Origin of the sequence: Bradyrhizobium sp. AUGA SZCCT0431 (assembly GCF_018131065.1) — a bacterium.
In the GTDB taxonomy this organism is placed as follows: Bacteria; Pseudomonadota; Alphaproteobacteria; order Rhizobiales; family Xanthobacteraceae; genus Bradyrhizobium.
Genome location: NZ_JAFCLR010000013.1, coordinates 156,730 through 177,601, shown reverse-complemented (window position 1 = coordinate 177,601; position 20,872 = coordinate 156,730). Strand labels below are relative to the sequence as shown.

The 20,872-nt window shown below is 62.0% G+C and carries 20 protein-coding genes; 5 read left to right on the top strand and 15 right to left on the bottom strand.

Going from position 1 to position 20,872, the window contains the following annotated elements:
• Positions 1 to 144: 144 nt before the first annotated feature.
• Complete coding sequence (locus JQ567_RS15270; protein WP_212439584.1) at positions 145 to 963, bottom strand: dienelactone hydrolase family protein; 819 nt, start codon at positions 961 to 963, stop codon at positions 145 to 147.
• A 136-nt stretch (positions 964 to 1,099) separates the two neighbouring features.
• Between JQ567_RS15270 and JQ567_RS15265 the strand changes: the two genes are divergently transcribed.
• A complete protein-coding gene (locus tag JQ567_RS15265; protein ID WP_212439583.1) occupies positions 1,100 to 2,038 on the top strand; it encodes a GlxA family transcriptional regulator in 939 nt (312 codons plus the stop codon).
• A 1-nt stretch (position 2,039) separates the two neighbouring features.
• Here JQ567_RS15265 and JQ567_RS15260 read toward each other — a convergent pair whose 3' ends face one another.
• A complete protein-coding gene (locus JQ567_RS15260) occupies positions 2,040 to 3,503 on the bottom strand; it encodes a PLP-dependent aminotransferase family protein (protein WP_312017405.1) in 1,464 nt (487 codons plus the stop codon).
• A gap of 40 nt (positions 3,504 to 3,543) precedes the next feature.
• On the opposite strand from JQ567_RS15260, the gene JQ567_RS15255 reads away from it, so the two are divergent.
• Entirely contained in the window at positions 3,544 to 4,524 is a 981-nt protein-coding gene (locus JQ567_RS15255; RefSeq protein ID WP_249165476.1) for a DMT family transporter, read from the top strand.
• On the opposite strand, the gene JQ567_RS15250 is transcribed toward JQ567_RS15255, so the two are convergent.
• Positions 4,507 to 4,902, bottom strand: coding sequence for a hypothetical protein (locus JQ567_RS15250; protein WP_212439581.1), 396 nt, complete (start codon positions 4,900 to 4,902; stop codon positions 4,507 to 4,509). The two genes, JQ567_RS15255 and JQ567_RS15250, sit on opposite strands and share 18 nt — an antisense overlap.
• Before the next feature lie 69 nt (positions 4,903 to 4,971).
• Between JQ567_RS15250 and JQ567_RS15245 the strand changes: the two genes are divergently transcribed.
• Positions 4,972 to 5,946: a tripartite tricarboxylate transporter substrate binding protein gene (locus JQ567_RS15245; protein ID WP_212439580.1), complete on the top strand. Its 975-nt coding sequence runs from the start codon at positions 4,972 to 4,974 to the stop codon at positions 5,944 to 5,946.
• Positions 5,947 to 6,064: 118 nt separating this feature from the next.
• Here JQ567_RS15245 and JQ567_RS15240 read toward each other — a convergent pair whose 3' ends face one another.
• The 7 genes from JQ567_RS15240 to JQ567_RS15210 form a co-directional block, all read right to left on the bottom strand.
• Positions 6,065 to 6,760, bottom strand: coding sequence for a tetratricopeptide repeat protein (locus tag JQ567_RS15240; RefSeq protein ID WP_212439579.1), 696 nt, complete (start codon positions 6,758 to 6,760; stop codon positions 6,065 to 6,067).
• A gap of 79 nt (positions 6,761 to 6,839) precedes the next feature.
• On the bottom strand, positions 6,840 to 8,186 hold the full coding sequence (locus JQ567_RS15235; protein WP_212439578.1) for a tetratricopeptide repeat protein: 1,347 nt from the start codon (positions 8,184 to 8,186) through the stop codon (positions 6,840 to 6,842).
• Between the two features lie 305 nt (positions 8,187 to 8,491).
• Positions 8,492 to 9,208 carry an ABC transporter ATP-binding protein gene (locus tag JQ567_RS15230; RefSeq protein WP_212439577.1) on the bottom strand — a complete coding sequence of 239 codons (717 nt, stop codon included), beginning with the start codon at positions 9,206 to 9,208 and terminating at the stop codon, positions 8,492 to 8,494.
• Complete coding sequence (locus tag JQ567_RS15225) at positions 9,205 to 9,978, bottom strand: ABC transporter ATP-binding protein (RefSeq protein ID WP_212439576.1); 774 nt, start codon at positions 9,976 to 9,978, stop codon at positions 9,205 to 9,207. The genes JQ567_RS15230 and JQ567_RS15225 overlap by 4 nt, the downstream gene beginning before the upstream one ends.
• Positions 9,975 to 10,982, bottom strand: coding sequence for a branched-chain amino acid ABC transporter permease (locus JQ567_RS15220; protein ID WP_212439575.1), 1,008 nt, complete (start codon positions 10,980 to 10,982; stop codon positions 9,975 to 9,977). The genes JQ567_RS15225 and JQ567_RS15220 overlap by 4 nt, the downstream gene beginning before the upstream one ends.
• Before the next feature lies 1 nt (position 10,983).
• The gene (locus JQ567_RS15215; RefSeq protein WP_212439574.1) at positions 10,984 to 11,853 is read right to left on the bottom strand and encodes a branched-chain amino acid ABC transporter permease; all 870 of its coding nucleotides are present in this window, start codon (positions 11,851 to 11,853) and stop codon (positions 10,984 to 10,986) included.
• 51 nt (positions 11,854 to 11,904) lie between these two features.
• Positions 11,905 to 13,071: an ABC transporter substrate-binding protein gene (locus JQ567_RS15210; protein WP_212439573.1), complete on the bottom strand. Its 1,167-nt coding sequence runs from the start codon at positions 13,069 to 13,071 to the stop codon at positions 11,905 to 11,907.
• 241 nt (positions 13,072 to 13,312) lie between these two features.
• Here JQ567_RS15210 and prpB point away from each other — a divergent pair, with 241 nt between their 5' ends.
• A complete protein-coding gene (gene prpB / locus JQ567_RS15205) occupies positions 13,313 to 14,242 on the top strand; it encodes a methylisocitrate lyase (RefSeq protein WP_212439572.1) in 930 nt (309 codons plus the stop codon).
• A gap of 28 nt (positions 14,243 to 14,270) precedes the next feature.
• Here prpB and JQ567_RS15200 read toward each other — a convergent pair whose 3' ends face one another.
• The 4 genes from JQ567_RS15200 to JQ567_RS15185 form a co-directional block, all read right to left on the bottom strand.
• The gene (locus JQ567_RS15200) at positions 14,271 to 15,041 is read right to left on the bottom strand and encodes a GntR family transcriptional regulator (protein ID WP_212439571.1); all 771 of its coding nucleotides are present in this window, start codon (positions 15,039 to 15,041) and stop codon (positions 14,271 to 14,273) included.
• A gap of 143 nt (positions 15,042 to 15,184) precedes the next feature.
• The gene (locus tag JQ567_RS15195; protein WP_212439570.1) at positions 15,185 to 16,333 is read right to left on the bottom strand and encodes a 2-methylaconitate cis-trans isomerase PrpF family protein; all 1,149 of its coding nucleotides are present in this window, start codon (positions 16,331 to 16,333) and stop codon (positions 15,185 to 15,187) included.
• Positions 16,334 to 16,347: 14 nt separating this feature from the next.
• Positions 16,348 to 17,139, bottom strand: a complete 792-nt coding sequence (locus JQ567_RS15190) for an N-acyl homoserine lactonase family protein (protein WP_212439569.1) — start codon at positions 17,137 to 17,139, stop codon at positions 16,348 to 16,350.
• A gap of 9 nt (positions 17,140 to 17,148) precedes the next feature.
• Positions 17,149 to 18,141 carry an NAD-dependent epimerase/dehydratase family protein gene (locus tag JQ567_RS15185; protein WP_212439568.1) on the bottom strand — a complete coding sequence of 331 codons (993 nt, stop codon included), beginning with the start codon at positions 18,139 to 18,141 and terminating at the stop codon, positions 17,149 to 17,151.
• Positions 18,142 to 18,395: 254 nt separating this feature from the next.
• On the opposite strand from JQ567_RS15185, the gene JQ567_RS15180 reads away from it, so the two are divergent.
• Positions 18,396 to 19,319: an NAD(P)-dependent oxidoreductase gene (locus JQ567_RS15180; RefSeq protein WP_283816505.1), complete on the top strand. Its 924-nt coding sequence runs from the start codon at positions 18,396 to 18,398 to the stop codon at positions 19,317 to 19,319.
• Positions 19,320 to 19,345: 26 nt separating this feature from the next.
• Here JQ567_RS15180 and JQ567_RS15175 read toward each other — a convergent pair whose 3' ends face one another.
• Positions 19,346 to 20,854 carry an MmgE/PrpD family protein gene (locus JQ567_RS15175; RefSeq protein ID WP_212439566.1) on the bottom strand — a complete coding sequence of 503 codons (1,509 nt, stop codon included), beginning with the start codon at positions 20,852 to 20,854 and terminating at the stop codon, positions 19,346 to 19,348.
• Positions 20,855 to 20,872 lie beyond the last annotated feature (18 nt).

The window sequence follows — 20,872 nt, the reverse complement described above, 5'->3', positions numbered from 1 at the left end:
TGCAATTGCATCCCGCCGAGTTCATATGCGCGACATTACGCAGACGCGTCAGCTTGATGCAAATTGACGGGTGGGTCGAGACGTTCCGGAGCACTGTCGATTGCTCCTCCCTTGACCTCGCGGCAGTTGTGCGGCGCTGGCGCGTCAGGGCGCCAGCCGGTGCTTGAAGAAGCCCAAGATCTCGTCGCGGGCTGCGATGGTCGGCTGACCGGCTTCGTCGATCAGGTGGGCGGTCACGACACTATGCGGCGTCGTGACGTAGCGCTCGAAGAACGGGGGAATATCGGTGTTCGCCGCGTTGTCGGGAAGCACCCGGCCGATAAAGCGGTCGCCAAGCGCCTCCTGATAGGCCGCAAAGCGCTGCGCCATGCAAAACTTGTCGCCCTCGAAGCGATAGGCCAGCACGCTCAGGTTTTCCCGATCGAGCCGTTCGCGGACGGCCTTGACTTCGTCCGGCGCGATTTCGATGCCGGCCGGATCGTTCAGCGGCAGTGACGGCTGGGACAGGACCGGCGCCAACATCGCGGGCTCCAGCATCATCGTCAGCGCGAAATTTCCGGTAAAACACATCCCGATGGCGCCGACGCCGGGACCACCGCATTCCCCGTGCGCAAATCTCGCCAGCGACCGCAGCCACTTCGTCACCGGGCTTGATTGATTGGCGGCCAAGGCCCGGAACTCAGCGCTCACGCAGGCGCGCTGAAACACGGCGGTGCCCTCTTCCACGTTGGGAACCGCGCCATCGCGGCCAAACAGCGAAGGCATGTAGACCGTGAACCCGGCGTCGCGCACCCAACGGGCAAAACGCGCGACGTACGGGCTGATGCCGGGCATCTCGGTCATCACGATCACCGCCGGCCCACTGCCGGCGACATGCACCGTTTTGGCGATGCCATCGAGCGTAATCTCGCGGCGCTTGAAATCCTCGAGCGGGTCGTCCTGCTTCATGGATCGCTTTGGCATCTGGCGTCACTCCCTGCGCGCGCAACGATCGGCGCCGCCGGATTTGACGACGCCGCGTCAGCCTTCATGCCGATCATTGCGATTCCGTGCCGGATTGCCTAGTGTCAAAAATGACATTGATCGGGGATTTTTGGACATGACCAGGGTGACGGTCGTTGAAATCGAGGGCTGCCTGGCTTCCGGCGCCGCCATCACCCATGACGTGATGGCGACTGCCAACCAGATCAGCAAGACGGCCAAACGCGCTTTGGCGTTCGATGTCACGACGGTGCGCTTAGGCCCGCGCCGAAAACGAGAAAGGCTGCGTGGCGCCGACCTCGTCATTGTCCCGGGTCTTGGCCTCGGAGTTGCGTCAGCAGACGAACTCGACGCGAAACTGAAGAGCCCGGCCTGCCGGCATGCTTGCGACATGCTGATTCAATCGTTCGAAGCCGGCGCCGCGCTCGCCGCGGCGTGCGCAAGTACTTTCCTGCTCGCGGAAACCGGATTGCTGGACGGCCGGCGGGCGACCACGACATGGTGGCTCGGCCCGCTGTTCCGCGAGCGCTATCCGATGGTCGAACTGGCGAGCGACCGGATTGTCGTCGCCGATTGGCCAATTGCGACCGGCGGCGCCGCGATGGCGCAGATGGATTTGATGCTTGCAATCGTCGGCAAGTTTGCCGGACCGAAGCTGGCCGGCGCCTGCGCCAATTATCTGCTGCTGGATGAACGGCGCTCCCAGGTGCCGTTCATGGCGATCAATTATCTGGCGAGCCAGGACCCGAAAATCGCCAGGGCGGAAAAATGGGTGCGGGAAAATATCGCGCGCGATTTTGCGATCGAGGAACTCGCCGGGGCCGTCGCACTCGCGCCGCGTACATTTGCCCGGCGCATCGCGGCGACCTGCGGCGTCTCGCCTATTCAGTTCGTTCAACGCATCCGGCTTGAGACCGCAAGATATCTGCTTGAGACGACGCGCCTGTCGGTCGATCAAATTTCCCGGCAAGTGGGCTATGCGGAGCCCTCTACGCTGCGCCGCCTGATCCGGCGCGATACCAAACGTTCCCCCGGGCATTTCCGGCCTGCGGCCTGAATCATCGCCCGCGGAGATTCGTTGCGATCGTCTTGCCGATCAGCTCGGCACCGGCATCGATTTCGGTTTCATTCCAGGCGGCAAATCCAAGAAACAGCCCGTGCTCGGCGGCCTTTCCGGTGAAGTGACGGGAAAGCGGCCGCGCCGTAACGCCAACCTTGGCGAGATCGGCCACGAGACGGCAATCATCCGACCCCGGTTCTAGCCGGGCGAGAAGTTGCATGCCGCCGGCCGGCGGCGTGATCGCGAGCCTGCTTCCGGCCGCTGAAGCCAGCGCATGTGTCAGCCGGTCACGGCGGCCGCGATAGATGCGGGTCATCCGGCGAATATGGGCCGCGAAATCGCCGTCGCCGATAAACTCCGCCAGCGCGAGCTGCATCGCACCCATCACCTTTTGGCCGGTATGGCGCTGCATCCTCTCGAATGTCTCAACGAGGCCGTCGGGCACGATCGCGTAGCCCACGCGGATATCCGGCAACATCGGTTTCGAGAAGGTCCCGACATAGAAGACGTTGCCGGCCGTATCGATACCCTGCAACGCGACCACCGGCCGGCCGTCGAAATGAAACTCGCTGTCGTAGTCATCCTCGATGATTGCCGCGCCCGCTTCCGCGGCGAATGCCAACAGTTCCTGCCGCCGCTTGATCGGCATCAGCCTGCCCGTCGGGTATTGATGCGAGGGTGTGCAGAAGATCAGCCGTGGCCGCTCAGTCCGCCCCGCCAGACGTAGCCCGCTTCGATCCAGCGGTATTCCCCTGACCCGCGCACCGGTCGCCTCAAGCGCCACGCGCGCGCCGCCATATCCCGGGCTTTCGATCCACGCCAGATCGCCCTCATTGAGTAGGACTCGCGAGATCAATTCGATGGCCGCCTGGGCCGACGATGTAATGATCAGCCTTCGCGCGTCGGCCTTGACGCCGCGATGCTCCACGAGATGGCTGAGCAATGCCGCACGAAGAGCCGGATGATTGGCCTTGATTCCCGCCGCATGCCTGCTGCGGGCTGCACGGCGCAGACAGCGCCCCCACACCTCGTGCGGAAACTCGCGGGCATCGGCGAGCCCCGGAGCAAACGGCCGCGGACTCCCTTCGTTCGCGAAGTGCCAGTCCGACCGGCTGACCTGTCTGGCCCAACGGGAGACCCGCATGAAGCCGGAACGCTCATGATCCGGAGATTGATCAGCGGAGACCAGCTGCATTTTCTCGACCGCCGCGACCACCGGCCGGCGTCCGCGTGCGACGACGATGTAACCTTCCACCGCCAGCTGATCGATGACAGTTGAGACCGTGTTTCGCGAGACCCCGAAATCTTCCGCCAGCCCCCGGCTGGACGGCAGCCGGTATCCCCGCGGCAAGGCGCCCGACAGGATTGCGGTGCGCAGGCGATCGTAGATCTGGCGTGCCAGGCGCCCGCCATCCTGCGGGACGAACTTCAGATCGATCGTTCCGGAGAGAAGGTTGGACACAACTGGCTCCATGATTTTCATGAAAATGGACCTATCAATCATGCCAGTCAAGGTTATGGTTTGTGCAGCCCAGCCAATAGGGATCATCATGCAGACCCATCTGTCGCGCCGCGGCGCATTCCTGCTGTTCGCCGTGATCGTGATCGCCTGGGGCCTGAACTGGACGATTACCAAGACCCTCGTGCAGAGCGTTTCGCCGCTGTGGATCACGGCAATTCGTTCCGCCATCGCCACGGTGGCCCTCGCCATGCTTCTCTTCGCGCGGGGCGAGATGATCGTGCCACGTCGCGGCGATCTGCCTGTGATCTTCGTCAATTCGATATTTCACATGGTGGCATTTTCAGCGCTGGTCGCATTCGGGCTGCAATTCGCCGCGGTCGGCCGTTCGATCGTCCTTGGCTACACGACCCCGCTTTGGGTGATGCCTGCCGCCTGGCTGTTCCTCGGCGAGAGAATGACGCCATCGCGTTCACTGGGAATGGCCGTCGGCCTGGCCGGCCTCGCCCTCATGTTCAATCCACTCGCCTACAATTGGGCCGACGCCAACACCCTGGCCGGCAGCGGCTGCATCCTGCTGGCTGCCCTGTGTTGGGCGGTCAGCATCGTATACGTGCGCGCGCACCGCTGGATTTCCACGCCCTTCCAGCTGGGGTTCTGGCAAACGCTGCTCGCCACGCTGGTGGTCTCCGTGCTGGCGCTTCTAAAGGACGGTGTTCCGCATCTGGAATGGAATGCGCAGCTGGTTGGATTGTTTCTCTTCAGCGGGATCATCGGAACGGCATTGGCCTATTGGGCCATGGCGACGGTCAATCGCAGCTTGCCCGCCGTCGTCACATCGCTCGGGCTGCTCGCGACACCCGTCGTCGGGGTCGCAAGTTCAGCGATCATTCTTGGTGAAGTGGTCACGGCCGACCTGGTGGTCGCGATGCTCCTGATCCTGGGAGGCATCGCAATCGGAACGATCCCCCGCAGGGAAAAGGCTCCGGCGCAAAAGCACGCACCCTTAGTCGTGGAGTCGTAGATCCCGCAATTCGGGCGGCAAGGCCGCGCGAACACATTCGGCCGGCGCAACTGCACTGACGGGGCGAGCCGCCTGAGCGATTGCACCGGACCCATTCCGGGGCAAACGTTCGGCGGCAGTTGCAATGACAAGCAACGCCAGGATGGCGGCAACACCGCCCAGCGCTGGATTGAGCCAGGCCAGCAGACCATTCAACCGAATGAGCCAATATGGAGCCATGCTCGTCAGCCAGACAATCGAGGAATCGACGATGTCATCGTCGTCCCGCGCCTCCGCGAATGCAATCTGGAATGTCCGAACCGTGCCTTCGGCGAGTTCGAAGGCTGTTGGCAATACGGTGCGGGACACGCGTTGTTGACATTCATGCTGATCCTGCAATTCTCCTCCATCAGCGACCAATAAGATCTTGCGAATGCAAGACTGATGCAAGGGATGAGGAAACGCAGCATGGGGCCATTCAGTCGTCGCGCTATTCTTGTCGCCTTCAGCGCCTTCCTGTTCGGTGGCACCGCCACGGCACAGGATTATCCATCCCGCCCCGTCAAGATCGTCGTACCGTTTCCAGCCGGCGGCTCCAACGACATCATCGCCCGCATCGTGGCGCAAAAACTTGGCGAGCGGACCGGCCAGACATTCCTGATTGAAAATCGCGCCGGTGCCGGCGGAAATATCGGCGCGGATGCTGTCGCGACTTCGGAGCCGGACGGTCACACGCTGCTGCTGACGGCACCGCCGCCGCTCACCATCAACGCAGCGCTCTACAAGACCCTGCCTTACGATCCGGCAAAGGCGTTCGCTCCGGTGGCGCTGGTCGCCTCGGTGCCGATCGTGCTTGCGGTGCATCCGTCGGTCGAAGCCAGGAACGTCGGCGAACTCATCGGGCTCGCCAAGGCAAAGCCGGGCACCATCAACTTCGGATCGTCGGGCAACGGCTCCACCAATCATCTTGCGGGCGAATTGCTGAAGAGCATGACCGGCATCAATATCGTTCACCTCCCCTACAGGGGCGCTGCACCCGCCATGAACGACCTGATCGCGGGGCATATTCCCATGATGTTCGACAACATCCCGGCAGTGCTGCCGCAGGTTCAGGCCAAGACCATCAGGGCGATTGCCGTGGCCGGCGCCAAACGCGCATCCGCCCTCCCCGATGTGCCCACGGTCGCAGAATCCGGCGTGCCCGGTTTCGAAGCCTCCGCCTGGTTCGGGCTGGTGGCGCCGGCGAAAACGCCCGCGCCGGTGCTTGCAAAGCTGGAAAGCGAAGTCGACGCGATCCTGAAGATGCCTGACGTGCAGAAGCGCTTCACCGAACTGGGCGCCGAGCCGGCTAATATTTCGGGCGCGGCGTTCGGACAATTCCTCGCCAAGGAAACCGCGAAATGGACGAAGATCATCCAGTCGTCCGGCGCGACGGTGAACTAGGGCGCGAGATGAACCTCGCCGGGCATCTCCAGGCAAAGGAGAGCATCAAGGGAAGTTCGGGTCGGCGACGTCCTATCTTCCCCCATCAACGGACATGGAAGCAATCGGCAGAGGACACTTAATTCCTGGTGGCTTTTAAGAGTTCTTCTGCCCTCCTGACACCGCTCTTTGCCTTGAGTGTCAGAGCTGTTGGTTGTGGGCTCCATTCGGAAACCAGTTTTTCTGCCCTCTCAAGTTCTGGTTTGGACAACATAGCAGCCATCTCATTCACATTTTTCTTGGGCGCCAGTTTTGAGAGTTTAAAATACGCATACGATAACGACAAATCTCTTGGCGCTCCTTTTCCTGCTGAATACGACATGGATAAACTATAGAGGGCCTCGGGCAATCCCTGGTCGCCTGCCATCTTCCACCACTTTAGCGCCTCTCCTGAATTTCCCTGTCTGTCATACAGAATAGCAACATCGTGCTGGGCAAGCGCATAACCGGCTTTGGCAGCAATAAGTTTGTATTTTAATGCTTCATCAGCGTCAGACGCTACAATGCCCGCGCCTTGCCCGGCGTAATAACAACCAAGCTTATAGGCTCCTAGCGGATCGTTAGATGCAGTGGATTTTTGAAACCACTCAAATGCCTGCCTCGGATCTTTTTGGGTGCCGATGCCATTGTTGTGCATCATGCCAACATGGTATTGCGCCTCTGCATCTCCTTTATTGGCCAATGCGACCATCGCATTAAAGGAGTCCGCTTCATTTGCATTGGCAGGCATTGAAAAAATTAGAAGGCATGAAAGCGCTAAGGTCATAGATTTCATGTAATACTCCCATTGGTGGGATTAACTGACTGTCCGGCTCTAACTGGCAAGCGCAATCTGGAAGCCGGGTGAAACTTGCTCATGGGACCACGCCAAGCGTCTTCAACTCAGCGTTGGCGGCCTCCCACTCGTGGAAACTGCGCGGACAATCGCTGGCCGCCAGACGGAACAGGCGAGTTGCCTCATCTTTCAACCCCTTCATCAATGAGAGTTCACCACTGTAAAAATTCGCCTCGCAGACTTGGCCCTTCTTCCTGGTGACGTCAGGATCGTCGGCCGCAGCAAGGACAGCAGCAGGCGTCATCTGGCCCATGAACAATCTGATGACAGGCGCCGGCCAGACCTTCATGTCGATCCGGGAACCGGTTTGCGCAAGACGGCTCGGGAGATCGTTGCGCTGACTGACGATATCGGCCCACAGCGCCAGATAGGCATTGTCAGGTGCATGCGCACTTGCCTGGTCAAGATCGGCCAGCGCCTTTTCGACCGAGCCAGCAAAGAGATATGAACGCCCGCGCGCAAAGTAGGCCAGGGGGGATTTCGGATTGAGCCGGGTCGCCTCATTGTGGTCGGCGATAGCGCGGTCGAGGTCGCCCTTGGCGTGATAAGTAACACCTCGGCCGACGAAAGCCTTGACTGACTTTGGATCGAGCCGGATTGCCGCGTTGTAGTCGGCGACGGCGCGGTCGTAGTCGCCGTTGGCGCGATAAGCGGTACCTCGACTGTTGAAGACGCTGGCATCTTCGGGATCGATCCGGATCGCCTCACCGAAGTCGGCGATGGCGCGGTCGAGGTCGCCCTTCTCGAGATAAGCGCTACCTCGCTTGTCGAAGGCCATGGCGGATTTGGGATCGAGCCGGATCGTCTCATTGTAGTCGGCGATGGCGCGGTCGTTGTCGCCCTTGGCGCTGAAGGCGATACCCCGACCGAGGAAGGCCTTGGCGTGTTTGGGTTCGAGCCGGATCGCCTCATTGTAGTCGGCGATGGCGCGGTCGTTGTCGCCCTTGTCGTGGTAGGCGCTACCCCGATTCTGGAAGGCCCTGGCGAATTTGGGGTCGAGCCGGATCGTCTCATTGAAGTCGGCGATGGCGCGGTCGTTGTCGCCCTTGTCGCTGTAGGCGTTGCCTCGATTGTTGAAGGCCATGGTGAATTTTGGATCGAGCCGGATCGCCTCATTCAAGTCGGCGATGGCGCGATCGTTGTCGCCCTGCTCGTTATATGCGGCACCTCGATTGTTGAAGGCCATGGCCAACTTCGGATCAAGCCGGATCGCCGCATTCAAGTCGGCGATGGCGCGGTCGTTGTCGCCCCTGGCGCGATAAGCGACAGCTCGATTGTTGTAGTAAGCCGCCAGATCGCGCCCTTTCGATTTCCCCGACTTGATGCTCCGGCTACAGGCCGTGATCGTAGCCTCGGGGTCTTGCAAAGAATCACACTGGTCAGCGGCGGCTGAATAACCCAGGAACATCGTGGCGGCAAAAAGCGCGCTCCAAAATCTCCAATCCGTGGGCCTCATGCCATTTCCCTGGGCGAACTTTGGTACCTGGAGATAAGTAGTGGAATCTGGCGTTCTGGTTCACAGCCATTGGGTCAATCGTGTCGATTTTGGCATGTCGCCAGCATGTTCGGTTAGCGGTCATCCCGGAGGTCAGCGTTCATCAAAGCCGCTTCAATCCGGATTTGGCTGCGCACCAAGGGATCCACACCCTAAAAACCTACCGAACCGGTCGCCTAAACGCCGAGATAAGCGCGTTGAACGTAGTCGCTCTTGGCAAGCTCAGCGCCGGGACCGCTTAACGCGATCCGCCCGTTTTCCAGCACATAGGCGTAATGGCAGAGCCGGAGCGCAAGGTTCGCATTCTGCTCGACCAGCACGATCGACAGTCCCTGCTCGCGGTTGATCGTCTCGATCAGGCGTCCGATCTCCTGCACCATGATGGGTGCGAGCCCGAGCGACGGCTCGTCCAGCAACAGCACCTTGGGCGCCGCCATCAGCGCCCGGGCGATTGCCAACATCTGCTGCTCGCCGCCGGACAGCAGGCCTGCCATCTGCTCGCGACGCTGCCTGAGTTTTGGGAAGAAGCCGAACATCCGCTCGACGGAAGCATGCAGGCTGTTGCCCTGCGGCTGCAGGTAGCCGCCCACGAGCAGATTGTCGTGGACGGTCATCCGCGGAAACACCCGCCGTCCCTCCGGCGACAACGCAATGCCCTGCGAGACGATGTCGGGCGGCGACATCTTGTCTATCCGCACGTCGCCAAATCTGATCTCGCCCTGGCTCGGCGACCGCAACCCCATGATCGCCCGCAACGTGCTGGTCTTGCCGGCACCGTTGCTGCCGACCAGCGACACAATCTGGGCCGGCGCGACATCGAGGCTGATGCCAGAGATGGCGACCCGATGGCCGTATTCGACGTGAATGTCACGTACCTGAAGCGCCCTGCTCATGCTGCTTCCTCGGCGCCGAGATAGGCCTGTATCACGCTGCGATTGGCACGGATTTCCGCAGGAACCCCCTCGGCGATCTTCTCGCCGTGGTCCAGCACGACGAGCCGGTCGCACAGCCCCATCACCAGCCGCATGTGGTGCTCGACCAACAGCACCGAGATGTTCTCGGTCTTGTGCAGGTCCTTGATCAACCGGCCGAAATCGGCGGCTTCTTCTGGATTCAACCCCGCCACCGGTTCATCGAGCATCAGCAGCTTGGGACGCGCGGCAAGCGCGATGGCAACGCCGAGCCGGCGCTGACCACCATAGGACAGTTCTCCAGCGCGGCGCTGGCGGAACTGAAGCAGAGACAGGCGTTCGAGCAAAAGCTCGCACCGGCTTCGGGTCGCCGACAGCGCCGCACGTGCGGAGCGGGTGTTGAAGATCGAACCCAGCATCGAGACCGGCGTGGTCGCGAACGCACCACGCATGACATTCTCGATGACCGTGGCATCCGGAAAAATCGTCGTGGCCTGGAACGTCCGCACCAATCCTTCGCTGACGATCGCGCTCGGCTTCTTGCCGACAATGCTGCGCTGCTCGAAGCGAATGGCACCCGCTGACGGCGACATGACCCCGCTGACGACATTGAAGCAGGTTGTCTTTCCGGCTCCGTTGGGGCCGATCAATCCGACGATCTCGCCTGCCTTGATGGAGAACGAAACATCCTTCAGCGCGTTCAGGCCGCCGAACCGCCGGCTGATCGCATCCACTTCCAGCAATGCGCTCATTTCGACGCCTCCGTCTCCGAACCCTTGTTGACGAAGGATCGTCCGATCGAGACGAGACCGTTCGGAATGAACAGCAATACGCAAAGCAGTATCACGCCGTAGATAATGTGCTGCGCGCCGACGAAACCGCGCAACAGTTCCGGCAGAGGCGTCAGGAACAGCGCGCCAAGGACGCCGCCGATCATCGTGTGACGCCCACCGACGACGAGCATGGTGATATACGCGATCGAGTCGTTGAACGTGAAACTGTCCGGCGACAGAAAGCGGATATAGTGGACCATTGCCGCACCGGCGGCCCCTGCGATGCCGCTGCCCAGCGCAAAGGCGACGATCTGATAATGGCTCACATCGATGCCGCTTGATTCGGCGAGGCGCACGTTCTCCGCGATGGAACGGAACGCCCGGCCGTATTGCGAGCGCATCAGCGCCCAGACGAACGTCACGACGATAATGAAGGCGGCGAGTGCGAAATAGTAGAAGCGCAGGCGCGTCGAGAGCGGAAGGCCGAAAATAGATATGGCAGGAATCCCGAGCAGCCCATTGGCGCCGTGGGTGACACTTTCCCAGTTCAACACGATCAGCGTGAAGACCTGTCCGGCCAGAAACGTCACCAGCACGAAATAGACGCCGCGCAGCCGAAGCAATATCTTGCCGAGCAGCACCGCCGCCAGTCCGGTCACAAGCCCGGCCAGGACGATGCCGAGGATGGGCGGAAGCTTGAAGCTCAGCGCGGCCAGGGCCGAGACGTAGGCGCCGGCGGCCACGAACGCCGCGTGTCCGAGCGATATCTGCCCGACCGACGCAATCAGGCCCAGGCTGACCGCGAAGATCGAATTGAGCAGCATCAGGTTCGCCAGATGGATGTAGAACTGGTTTGTCGTGAGCTGCGGCAGGACGAGAGCCGCCGCGAGCACCACGACCAGCGCGATACCTGGCAGCAAACGGCGACGTGGCGCGAGGCGCGGCTCATCGCGGCCCATCGTGGCAGTTGATGATCCCTCCAAGTCAGGCCTCCCTTTGTCCCAAAAGGCCGGCGGGCCGAACCAGCAAGATCAGAATGACCAGCAGAAGCTGCAGAATGTCCGAAACCAGCGACCCGAAGATCGTGGCGGTGAAGCTCTCGATCATGCCGAGCAGAAGGCCGCCGACAACGGCCCCCGGGACCGAGCCGAGACCGCCGAGAATGACGACCACGAAGGCCTTGAGCATCGGCGTGAGGCCGACAAAGGGCGAGACCGAGAACACCGGCCCCATCAGCGCCCCGGCCAGCGCCGCGAGCGCGACGCTCATGCCGAAGGCCAGCGGATAGATGTAGTTGACGCGGATGCCCTGGATCAGCGCGGTCTCGGTATCCTGGGCGACCGCCCGCATCGCCCGCCCCAGCCGGGTTCGCTGCATGAAAAGCCAAAACGCGGCAAAGATCAGCGCGGCTGCGGCGATGACGACGAGCCGCGACCACGGAAAACTGAAGGGACCGATCGCCAGCGTGCCCGTCACGATATCGGGCATCGCCCGCGGCTGAGGTCCCCACAGCAGCACGGCGCCGTTCTGAATGATCACCGAGATCGCCAGCGTCGCGATCATCCCCGACATCTCATCCGAACGAAACGGCTGGATCAACGTGCGTTCGACCAGCATGCCGAGAATGCCGATCGTCAACGCCGCGATCAAAAGGCAGACGACGAACGGGATCTCCCAATAGACGTAGGTGAAGAATCCCGTAAAGGCGCCGAGCATATAGAATTCGCCATGCGCGAAATTGACCACGCGCATGATCCCGAACACCAGCGTGAAACCGACCGCCATCAGCATGTACATCGCGCCGATGACGAGACCGTTGAGCACAGCCTGCGCAAGAAGTATCGAATAATCCAAGCCCGTTCCCCCGCGTGAGGCCGTGTCGAAGCCTTGTGGCTGCCTACAGCGTTACTGACACAGCTTGGGAGTGCACTTGGCCACGACTTGCGCGGCCCCGCCCTTGATGAGCCCAACGTAGAAGGGCGCATCAAGCTGCTGGTTCGATTTCCAGAGCACCTCCCCCATCCAGTTCACCTTGCCGAGCACGGTGTCGAAATCCTTCAGGCCCAGCATCTCCTGGCGAACCTTGTCCGAGTCGGACACGGTGCCGGCCTTTTGCATTGCGGCGAACAACATCTGGACGTTGGCGTAGAAGAACGGACTGAAGGCGTTCAACGGGGTCTTGTATTTTGCCTCAAACCGCTTGGTGTATTCCTGGATTGAAGGCGAATCCGGGTTGATCGACTGGTGAACGTAGACGTTCTCGCTCGCTTCCTTGCCGGCGATCTTGAGAATGTCGGCGGTGGCGTCGCCGCCGGTCCGGATGATCGGCCCCTTGAACCCAAGCTCGCGAAGCTGCTTGACCAGAAGCCCCGCGGTCTGCGGCGAATTACCGTTGAGTTCGAATGCGTCGATATTCTGTGCGAGCACCCGCGTCAGCAGCGGCACGAAATCGACGCGCTCGCGTTCGAAGAATTCCTTGGCAACGAATTTTGCGCCGACCGCCACATAGCCGGCTTCATTGGCGGCCCCGACCTGCTGGCCGCTTTCGTCGTTTGGAAACAGGCCGCCGATCCGCTTCACGCCCAATTTTTCGACAACCCATTTGACCTGCGGATCGGAAAACACGTCCGAGGGAACCACCGGCCGGAAGCTGTATTTGTAATCCGCCGACAGCGCCTTCGGCGTGAAGGCCATCGTCATCGTAATGACCTTGTTTTCCGTGCTGACGGGAAGAAGGGCCAGCGCCGGCGCCGATCCGAGCGGCCCGACCACGAATTTGATGCTGTCGTCGAAGACCATGCGGTTGAACGCGGTCAGCGCGTCCGCCGCCTTGTAATGGTCGTCATAGGCGACGATCTCGACCTTGTACTTCTTGCCGCCGACCTCCAGCCCGCCCTTGCTGTTGACGTCCTCGGCGGCGAGTTCGGCCGCGCCCTGCATCGCCATCCCCCACGCGGTTCCGGCGCCGGAAAGCGTCGCCAGAACGCCGAGTTTCAACGTCTGCGCCGAAGCCGAGTATGAGGCAACAGCGCAAGCCGTCGAAAGAAGCGCGACCTTCAGAAATCCACGCATGGCTACCTCCCTGATGTCGGGGAGCAGCTTGCTGCCAACCCCTCTCGATTTTTCTGTTGCTTTCGTCCGCGGCCCTGTCGGGCGGCGGGATGGCGGAACCTATCTTAGGGAATTGACTAAAGTCAACTGTTGACAGTTTGAGCCTCATACAGGAAACATTCCTGGCCGCCCCCGTTCGGGCGACGACGCAAGCGGGCATGACGGATATGATCAGGAACGAAACAGAACAGGCGGGAGCCAAATGACATATCTGGTCGCCAATGACTTGCCGACGCTGGCCGCCGGCGAGCGCTTCCGGAAATTATTGCTGCGTCCCGGCATCCTGCAGATTCCCGGAGCCCATTGCGGCCTCGCCGCGTTGCAGGCCAAGGCCGCGCAGTTTGAAGCGCTGTATCTGTCGGGAGCGGCGATGTCCGCGTCGATGGGGCTTCCGGACCTCGGCATTCTCACGATCGACGACGTCTGCTTCTTCGTCCGGCAGGTTTCCCGCGCGTCGCAGCTTCCCGTGCTGGTGGATGGCGATACCGGCTTTGGCGAAGCGCTGAACGTGATGAACATGGTGCGGGCGTTCGAAGACGCGGGCGCCGCGGCCGTCCAGATCGAGGATCAGATCCTGCCGAAGAAGTGCGGCCATCTCAACGACAAGAAGCTGATCGCGCCCGAGGATATGGCGGCCAAAATCGCGGCCGCCGCCAAGGCGCGGCGGCATCTTTACATCGTGGCCCGTACCGATGCGGCCGCGGATGAAGGGCTCGACAGCGCCATCAACCGGGCCCGGCTGTATGTCGAAGCCGGCGCTGACGCGATCTTCCCCGAAGCGCTGCATGACCCGGAAGCGTTCCGCAAATTTGCCGAAACCATCAAGGTGCCGCTGCTGGCCAATATGACCGAGTTTGGACGAACGCCGTTCATGACGGCGTCCGAGTTCGAGGCGCTCGGCTACAAGATGGTGATCTGGCCGGTCAGCGCGCTTCGCGTGGCCGCAAGGGCGCAGGCCGAACTGTATGACGGCATCCGCAAAGACGGCGGCACCCACCGCCTGATCGATCGCATGCAAACGCGGGCCGAACTTTATGCGACCATCGGCTACCACGAATATGAGGCCCTCGACTCATCGATCATCACATCGATCACGCCGGAGGGAATGCCGCAAAAGCAGACCGGTCGATGAAAGCGGCGGCTGGTCCTTCGCCGTGAGGCTATCTGCGCGACTGAACCGCGGCCTTGCTTTTGCCTGTCCACGCCGCACCTGCCTTCGGCTTCCGGACGGGCGGCGCGACTTCTTGCCGGGCGGCCGCTTCCCTCATCTGCTCCTCGACATACTGGCGGGCGTTGCTGATATGCAGCCGCATCTTGCGTTCGGCTTCCACGGGATCCCGCCGCATTAGCGCCGCGACGATGTCCTTGTGTTCACGCAGAGCCTGTTTGGCGCGCCCCGGCTTGGTGCTGGATTTGTAGCGGTAGACCCGAAGCAGATAATAGAGGTCTTCGCAAAGCATCTGGACCAGGCGGGCGTTGCGGCTGCCCTTGACGATGCGGAAGTGAAAATCGAAGTCCTTCGACTCCTGATAATAGCCGGTGCCTTCCTGGACGCTTTTCTGCTGCTGGTGCTGGTCCAGCAGTTCGGAAAGCGCCTCCAGTTCATCGTCCGTCATGTGCTGGGCCGCGAGCCCGCATGCCATGCCTTCCAGCGCTTCGCGAACCTGCAGCACTTCATACAGATCGCTCGGCGACAGGCTTGCGACGCGGACGCCGATGTTGGGTGTCCGCTGCAGCAGCTTTCGACCTTCGAGCCGGCGGATGGCTTCGCGCAATGGACCGCGGCTGACGCCGAGCGACGCGGCCAGCGCCTGCTCGCTGATCTTGCTGCCCGGCTGCAGGTCCCCGCTCATGATCGCCGCCTCGATCCGCTCGGCGAGCGCATCCACCAGCGACTGGGCAGAGACCTTGTGGCTCAAGATGCCGTTCATGAAAGCCTTTCGATACCGCTCCTGTGGGAGCCCGCACAGACACCTGCCGGCTCGCGCCTCGGCCAAGCCCTTGTACTTACTAGTATGTCCCTTCGTGAAGGACAATCAATCGTGGAAACCTGCGTTCCCGCAACTGTATACAACTAAGCGATGGTCGTTCGATAAACCACATTGCCTTCGAACAGGCGGCGGGCGCTGCGGTAGACCGCGCCATAGTCCGCCTTCACCGCGCCGGAGCCGGCAGGCGAAACGCCGGCGTCGACCAGCGTGACACCCGATGGATGCGCGATACGAATGGGCCCGTTCGCCTTGCACAGTTCGGCCGGAATGCTTCCGGGAATGCGCGACGCCACCGCAAGGCAAATCGCTCCCGTAATCGGCGTGGCGCGATGCGGCAGGCCGACCGAGATCATGCGCACCCAGATGTCGGCATCCGCCGGCGCGAGTTCGCGTCCCGACAGCGTTCGTCCGGCCCGCGGGCCTGACAGCATCGCGACCTTGGGAATACCGGTCATCCGCCGCGCCTGATCGAGGTCCGGCGCGATCCCCATTTTGACCGATGCCGCGCAGCGGATCGCTTCCATCCGCTGCAGGAAGGCGGCGTCATTGTCGAGCATGTCAGGCAGTTCATCGCCGGATTTTCCGGCCGTGCTTGCCGCAACAAAGACGCAGGGGTTGGCGGCATCGACGCAGGACGCCTTCACGCTTTGCCCGCCGCCGATGTCGAGATTGTCGACCGCATGTCCGGTCGGCAGCAATTTACCGGTTCGTGCCCCGCCGGGCTCGAGAAACTCCAGCCGGATCGGCGCCGCCTTCCCGGCGATGCCATCGATCTCGATGTCACCGGTGGCCGCCAGCGAACCATCCTCGACCGGAAAGCGCGCAACGATGATCTTCGAGGTGTTAGTGTTGTGAATGCGGACCGTGGCTTCGCCATTGGCTGGTGCCGTCACGAGCCCCTCGTCGAGCGCGAACGGCCCAACCGCCGAGGACATGTTGCCGCAATTGGCGCCATAGTCGACAAAAGTGTCACGCACGCCGATCTGCGCAAAGGTGTAGTCGACATCGGCGTCGGTGCGGCTCGGCGGACCGACGATGCAGATCTTCGACAGCGACGAGATGCCGCCGCCCATGCCGTCGAGTTGCCGGCCATTGGGATCAGGCGAGCCCATCACTTCAAGGAAAATCGGGTCCCAATCCCTGGGGTCGGCGGGCAAGTCGTCCCTTCGGAACATCACCGCCTTGGAAGTGCCGCCCCGCATGAACACCGCACGAAGTCGAGCATTTGCCATAGCCGTCCCTGTCCTTATTTCAGCGGTTCGGCGTCCAGGCGGATGATGTCTGCCGGGCCGCCCGGCTGCGCCGGATAGCGTTGTAGCACGAGCGGGTCATGGCCGGGCACGATGTGCGCCAGCGACGACGCCTGCCGGCGCATCGCGTCATAGCCTTCGAGCGTCTCGCTGACGTCGACCACCACCGGAAACGGCCGGTACTGTTCGAAATTCGCATAATAATGCGAGGCGTCCGACGCGAGCACCACCCATCCGCGCCGGGTTCGGACACGCACGAACTGCAGCCCGCGGGAATGACCGCCGACCAGATGAACCGACACGCCGTCAGCAATCTCGCTGGGCCCGTTGTGGAACTTTACGCGGCCCTGAAACAGCTTGCGCACCATCGCAGTGACGTCGTCAGCCTCAAAGGGGTGCCGCAGACTGGAATGGCACATGCACCGGCCGGTGCAGTACTCCATTTCGCGGTCCTGGATGTGGTAGCGCGCGTTCGGGAAGATCTCGTGATTGCCGGCGTGGTCGTAATGCATATGGGTCAGGACGACGTCCTTGACGCCGGCGAGATCGACGCCGGCAATTTTCAGGCCTTCCGCAACCGGGCGCGTGATCGTGCGCGCGCGGCGCTTGGCCATGTCAACGTCGAAACCGGTATCGACGATGATGGTCTGGCCGTCGCCCTTCAGCACCCAGACGAAGAAATCCATCGGCATCGGCCCGTCATGCGCATCGCCGCCGAGGAAATTTTCTGAAATGCGCCGCTCGGCATTATGGGCGTAACGAACCGCGAGAATCTCGTATTCCGACATGCGCTCCCCTTAGCTTGCTGGAGTGTCCTGCGCCTTGCGCCATTCCAGCAGCCGGCGGATGCCTTCCTCGATGGAAACCTCGGGCTTCCAGCCCAGCATCCTCTCGGCCTTGGCGATGCTGAAATCGAGATGCTTGGTCACACTTGATCGCACGCTCGAAGTTGCCGATTTGTAGACCGGCTTGAGATCGCTGCCGGTGAACTTCAGCAACAACGCCACCACCCGGTTGAGATCGGTCGCAACACCCGATGCGACAGTAAAGCTTTCAGCTGTCACGTCGGACGCCATCGCCATCACATTGGCGCGGGCGACGTCGGCGACGTGAACGTAATCATGCACCTCGCTGCCGTCGTCCGGAATGACCGGCGGCTCGCCGCGCATGATGCGGTCGTAGTTTTCCATGATGTAGAGCGCGTTGACGCCGCGATAGTGCTGGCGTTCGCCGTAAACCGTAGCGTATCGCAGCGCGATCCCCTGGATGCCGTGCTTGGCGCTGTAAAGACGGCAGAGATTTTCGCCGATCAGCTTGGTGCACGCGTACAGCGCTGTCGCCGGCTGGAATGTGCCGAGCTGCGCCGGGGCTAACTCGTCGATCAGGCCCGGCGCCGGATCGCCGTACACGGCGATCGATGACGAAAACACCACCTTCCTGACGTTGCGATACCGGCACGCCTCGAAGATATTGACCTGCCCCTCGACATTGACCGCAAGCCCAAGACTCGGATTCTGGCTGAGCGGCAGCGTCAGGAAACCGGCGATCGCGAACACGCCGTCGCAGCCTTCGAAGGCGTCATAGAGTTCGTTGATGCGCAGGATATCGCCGCGCACGAGCTTTACTCTGGGGTCTCCCAATAGCGACCGGACCGTATCGGGACTGCCCAGTGCGTAGTTGTCGAGCAGTACGACTTCCCGCGCTCCCTGGCTCAGCAATTGTTCCGCGACATGCGATCCGATCAGGCTGGCGCCGCCGGTCACGACAAATTTTCCCTGGGCGATCTTCATGGACGCTCACACATCGCGGCAAACTGCACAGGCTGTCTCAAGTTTCGCTCCCGTTGATGATCTGTTGAGGCCGGGGCCGCGAGCACCGTGGCGGTGGCCGGCCGAACTGCACGGACGCTACCGCCCTCACCCCAAACTGTCTACAGTTTTCATCATGCGGCATTGGTGCACGCCGTTGCGCCGTCTGCGGGGCTGCGCCGTCGCCTTGGCACCGGCGCCTCTGTATAGAGTCGGGCGATGAGTCTGCTTCAGCGATGGCTCACACGACCTCGCAACAAAAGAATCGGGAGAAGGACATGTCTGAGAAGGTCGCGGTCATCGGAATGGGGCAGATGGGATCGGGGATGGCGGGACGACTGCGGGAGTCGAACCTCGACGTCGTCGGATACGACGTCAGCGCCGATCAGCGCGCGCGCCTGACCCAGGACGGCTTTCGGATAACATCGAGTATCGCGGAAGCGCTGGAGGGCCGCTCAATCGTGCTGACCAGCCTGCCAGATCCGAAAGCCGTGACGGAGGCCTGGCTCGGCGCCAATGGAATCGTCGCGCATGCAGCCAAGGGCACACTTTGCATCGAGCTCAGCACCATCGATCCGCAGACGATGCGGCAGGCCGCCGAAGCGGCTGCAGCCAAGGGGATCGCGGTGGTCGATTGCCCGGTCAGCGGCAGTCCCAACGAGGCGCGCGCCGGCAAGCTGATCCTCATTGCCGGCGGCGAACTAGCCGACGTGACCCGCGCCGAGCCGATCCTGAAACTGCTCGGCAACGACTGGAAGTACACCGGCCCGGTCGGAACCGCGAAGGTCGTCAAGATCGTCAACAACATGATGTCGATGGGCAACGTCCTGGTCGCCGCGGAAGCCTTCGCGCTCGGTGTGGCCGCAGGCGTCGAGCCGGACAAGCTTTACGACGTGCTGTCGGTCAGCGGCGGTCGCTCGCATCACTTTACCAAGCGCTTTCCGAACGCGATCAAGGGTGATTTCGCACCGGGGTTCAAGATGGAGTTGGGCGAGAAGGATCTGGCGCTCGCGGTCGAACTCGGGCGCATGACGAAGATGCCGACGCCCTCGGCTTCCGCGACGCGCGAACTCTATGCGCTGGCACTGGCCGAGGGCTTTCGCGGGCAGGATATCGTGGCGCTGCTGAAGATGTATCAGAACTGGGCCAAGCCGGCCTGATAGCGTCAGGTCGTTGGAAGCCCCTCTCAAGGCACCCAGGTCGTCTCCGGCGCTTCCTGCGCGCCACGCGGCGCGAAGACGACCTTCTTAGCCGGCGCCTTGTGCAATTCGCTGACTTCCAGCAGCCGCGTGACCTGCGCGATCTCGGTGACTTTTTCGAGGGTTTCAAGCCGCTCGAACAGCGGCGCGATCTGCTCACGTGGAAGGCTGCGTGCCGCGCAATCGTTGAACTTGTCCCATAGTTCGCTGCTGCTCATCGGATTATCACCGCCACGACCGACAAGATTGTCGACGCGCCGCGAGAGGCGGGTGCTGTCCTTGAGCGTCACAATGACCTCCGTGCCCCATTGGTCCTCAGCATCGTCGGCCATATCAGGGTGCGGGCTTGCGGTCATGAGATCCAGAAGCCGTGTGATCTCCGGATCGAAATGCGCATCGCCCTCGAAATCCTTCAGCCGAAGCACGCCATAGCGAAGCGCGCGTGCGACAACATACTGGACGCTGAACTTGGCTTGCAGCGACGTCTGCGGATGCGGATTGTTGGTATGGCGCAGGCGCCGGCCATGCGGCAGCACTTCAATGCGGCTGATATCAGCGGCTTTAACCTTGTCCTCGCGCCGCAGTTGGAGCGCCATGGCAATGGCGGGATGCGTGCTACCGCAACAAGGGAATTGCTTCAGCGCGATCGATTTCGCCTCGATCTCCCACGGCGCGCCCCAGTTCTCAAAGAGCTTATCGGGGTCGAACGTGCCGGGCCCGTTAAAGACGTTGAGGAAGCCTTGTTGATGCTCGAACACGTCGGTAGCGGCGTCAAATCCCGCCTCGGCCAACAAGGCCGCAAGCAGGCCATTGCGGCAGCACTGACCGATGTGGAGCGGCTTGGTCATGGTGCCGAAATTGGCCTTGAGGCCACTTGCCAGCGAGGCCGCAATGCACAGCGCCATCGTCGTCCTGGCGTGATCGAGCTTCATGAGGTGGCAGGCGGCCGCCGCGGTGCCAAAAATGCCGAGCGTCGCCGTCGGATGCCACCCCTTGTCGTAGTGATGAAAATTGACGGCCCGCGCCAGCCTGATCTCAACCTCGACGCCGATCACGTAGGCGGCAATGAGGTCTTCGCCGGTCCCGCCGCGCTCCTCTGCCAGCGCAAACAGCGTCGATACCAGCGGCACCGAATGATGGCCGCCCATGATGCCGCTGAAATCGTCGAAATCGAGCGCGTGCGACGCGGTGCCGTTGACGAGCGCGGCATCGAGTGCGCTGGTGCGCCGCGCTGAGCCGAAAATCAGCGCGGGTCCGGGCGCCGTGGCGACGCCCGGGGTCTTGAGGAGTATCTGCGTGCAGGATTCCGGATAGCCGGCCAGGGTCACGCCGATCGCATCGAGGATGCAGGCTCTTGCCGACGCGACCGCTCCCTTTGTGAGCTGACGCTTCTCGAAGGCCAACACCCGTTGCGCCAGATGCTGGAGCAGCGTGGTTCCGGACGAAGCGTGCTCTGCCGAACCTGCCTTCGACGATGCAACAGACGCATCACTCATGTCGGTTCTCCCGTGCAG

Coding starts and splice junctions, on each gene's coding strand:
- JQ567_RS15270 (WP_212439584.1), bottom strand. CDS start 963: ATGCCAAAGCGATCCATGAAGCAGGACGACCCGCTCGAGGATTTCAAG.
- JQ567_RS15265 (WP_212439583.1), top strand. CDS start 1,100: ATGACCAGGGTGACGGTCGTTGAAATCGAGGGCTGCCTGGCTTCCGGC.
- JQ567_RS15255 (WP_249165476.1), top strand. CDS start 3,544: ATGCCAGTCAAGGTTATGGTTTGTGCAGCCCAGCCAATAGGGATCATC.
- JQ567_RS15245 (WP_212439580.1), top strand. CDS start 4,972: ATGGGGCCATTCAGTCGTCGCGCTATTCTTGTCGCCTTCAGCGCCTTC.
- JQ567_RS15240 (WP_212439579.1), bottom strand. CDS start 6,760: ATGAAATCTATGACCTTAGCGCTTTCATGCCTTCTAATTTTTTCAATG.
- JQ567_RS15230 (WP_212439577.1), bottom strand. CDS start 9,208: ATGAGCAGGGCGCTTCAGGTACGTGACATTCACGTCGAATACGGCCAT.
- JQ567_RS15225 (WP_212439576.1), bottom strand. CDS start 9,978: ATGAGCGCATTGCTGGAAGTGGATGCGATCAGCCGGCGGTTCGGCGGC.
- JQ567_RS15210 (WP_212439573.1), bottom strand. CDS start 13,071: ATGCGTGGATTTCTGAAGGTCGCGCTTCTTTCGACGGCTTGCGCTGTT.
- prpB (WP_212439572.1), top strand. CDS start 13,313: ATGACATATCTGGTCGCCAATGACTTGCCGACGCTGGCCGCCGGCGAG.
- JQ567_RS15200 (WP_212439571.1), bottom strand. CDS start 15,041: ATGAACGGCATCTTGAGCCACAAGGTCTCTGCCCAGTCGCTGGTGGAT.
- JQ567_RS15195 (WP_212439570.1), bottom strand. CDS start 16,333: ATGGCAAATGCTCGACTTCGTGCGGTGTTCATGCGGGGCGGCACTTCC.
- JQ567_RS15190 (WP_212439569.1), bottom strand. CDS start 17,139: ATGTCGGAATACGAGATTCTCGCGGTTCGTTACGCCCATAATGCCGAG.
- JQ567_RS15185 (WP_212439568.1), bottom strand. CDS start 18,141: ATGAAGATCGCCCAGGGAAAATTTGTCGTGACCGGCGGCGCCAGCCTG.
- JQ567_RS15180 (WP_283816505.1), top strand. CDS start 18,396: ATGGCTCACACGACCTCGCAACAAAAGAATCGGGAGAAGGACATGTCT.
- JQ567_RS15175 (WP_212439566.1), bottom strand. CDS start 20,854: ATGAGTGATGCGTCTGTTGCATCGTCGAAGGCAGGTTCGGCAGAGCAC.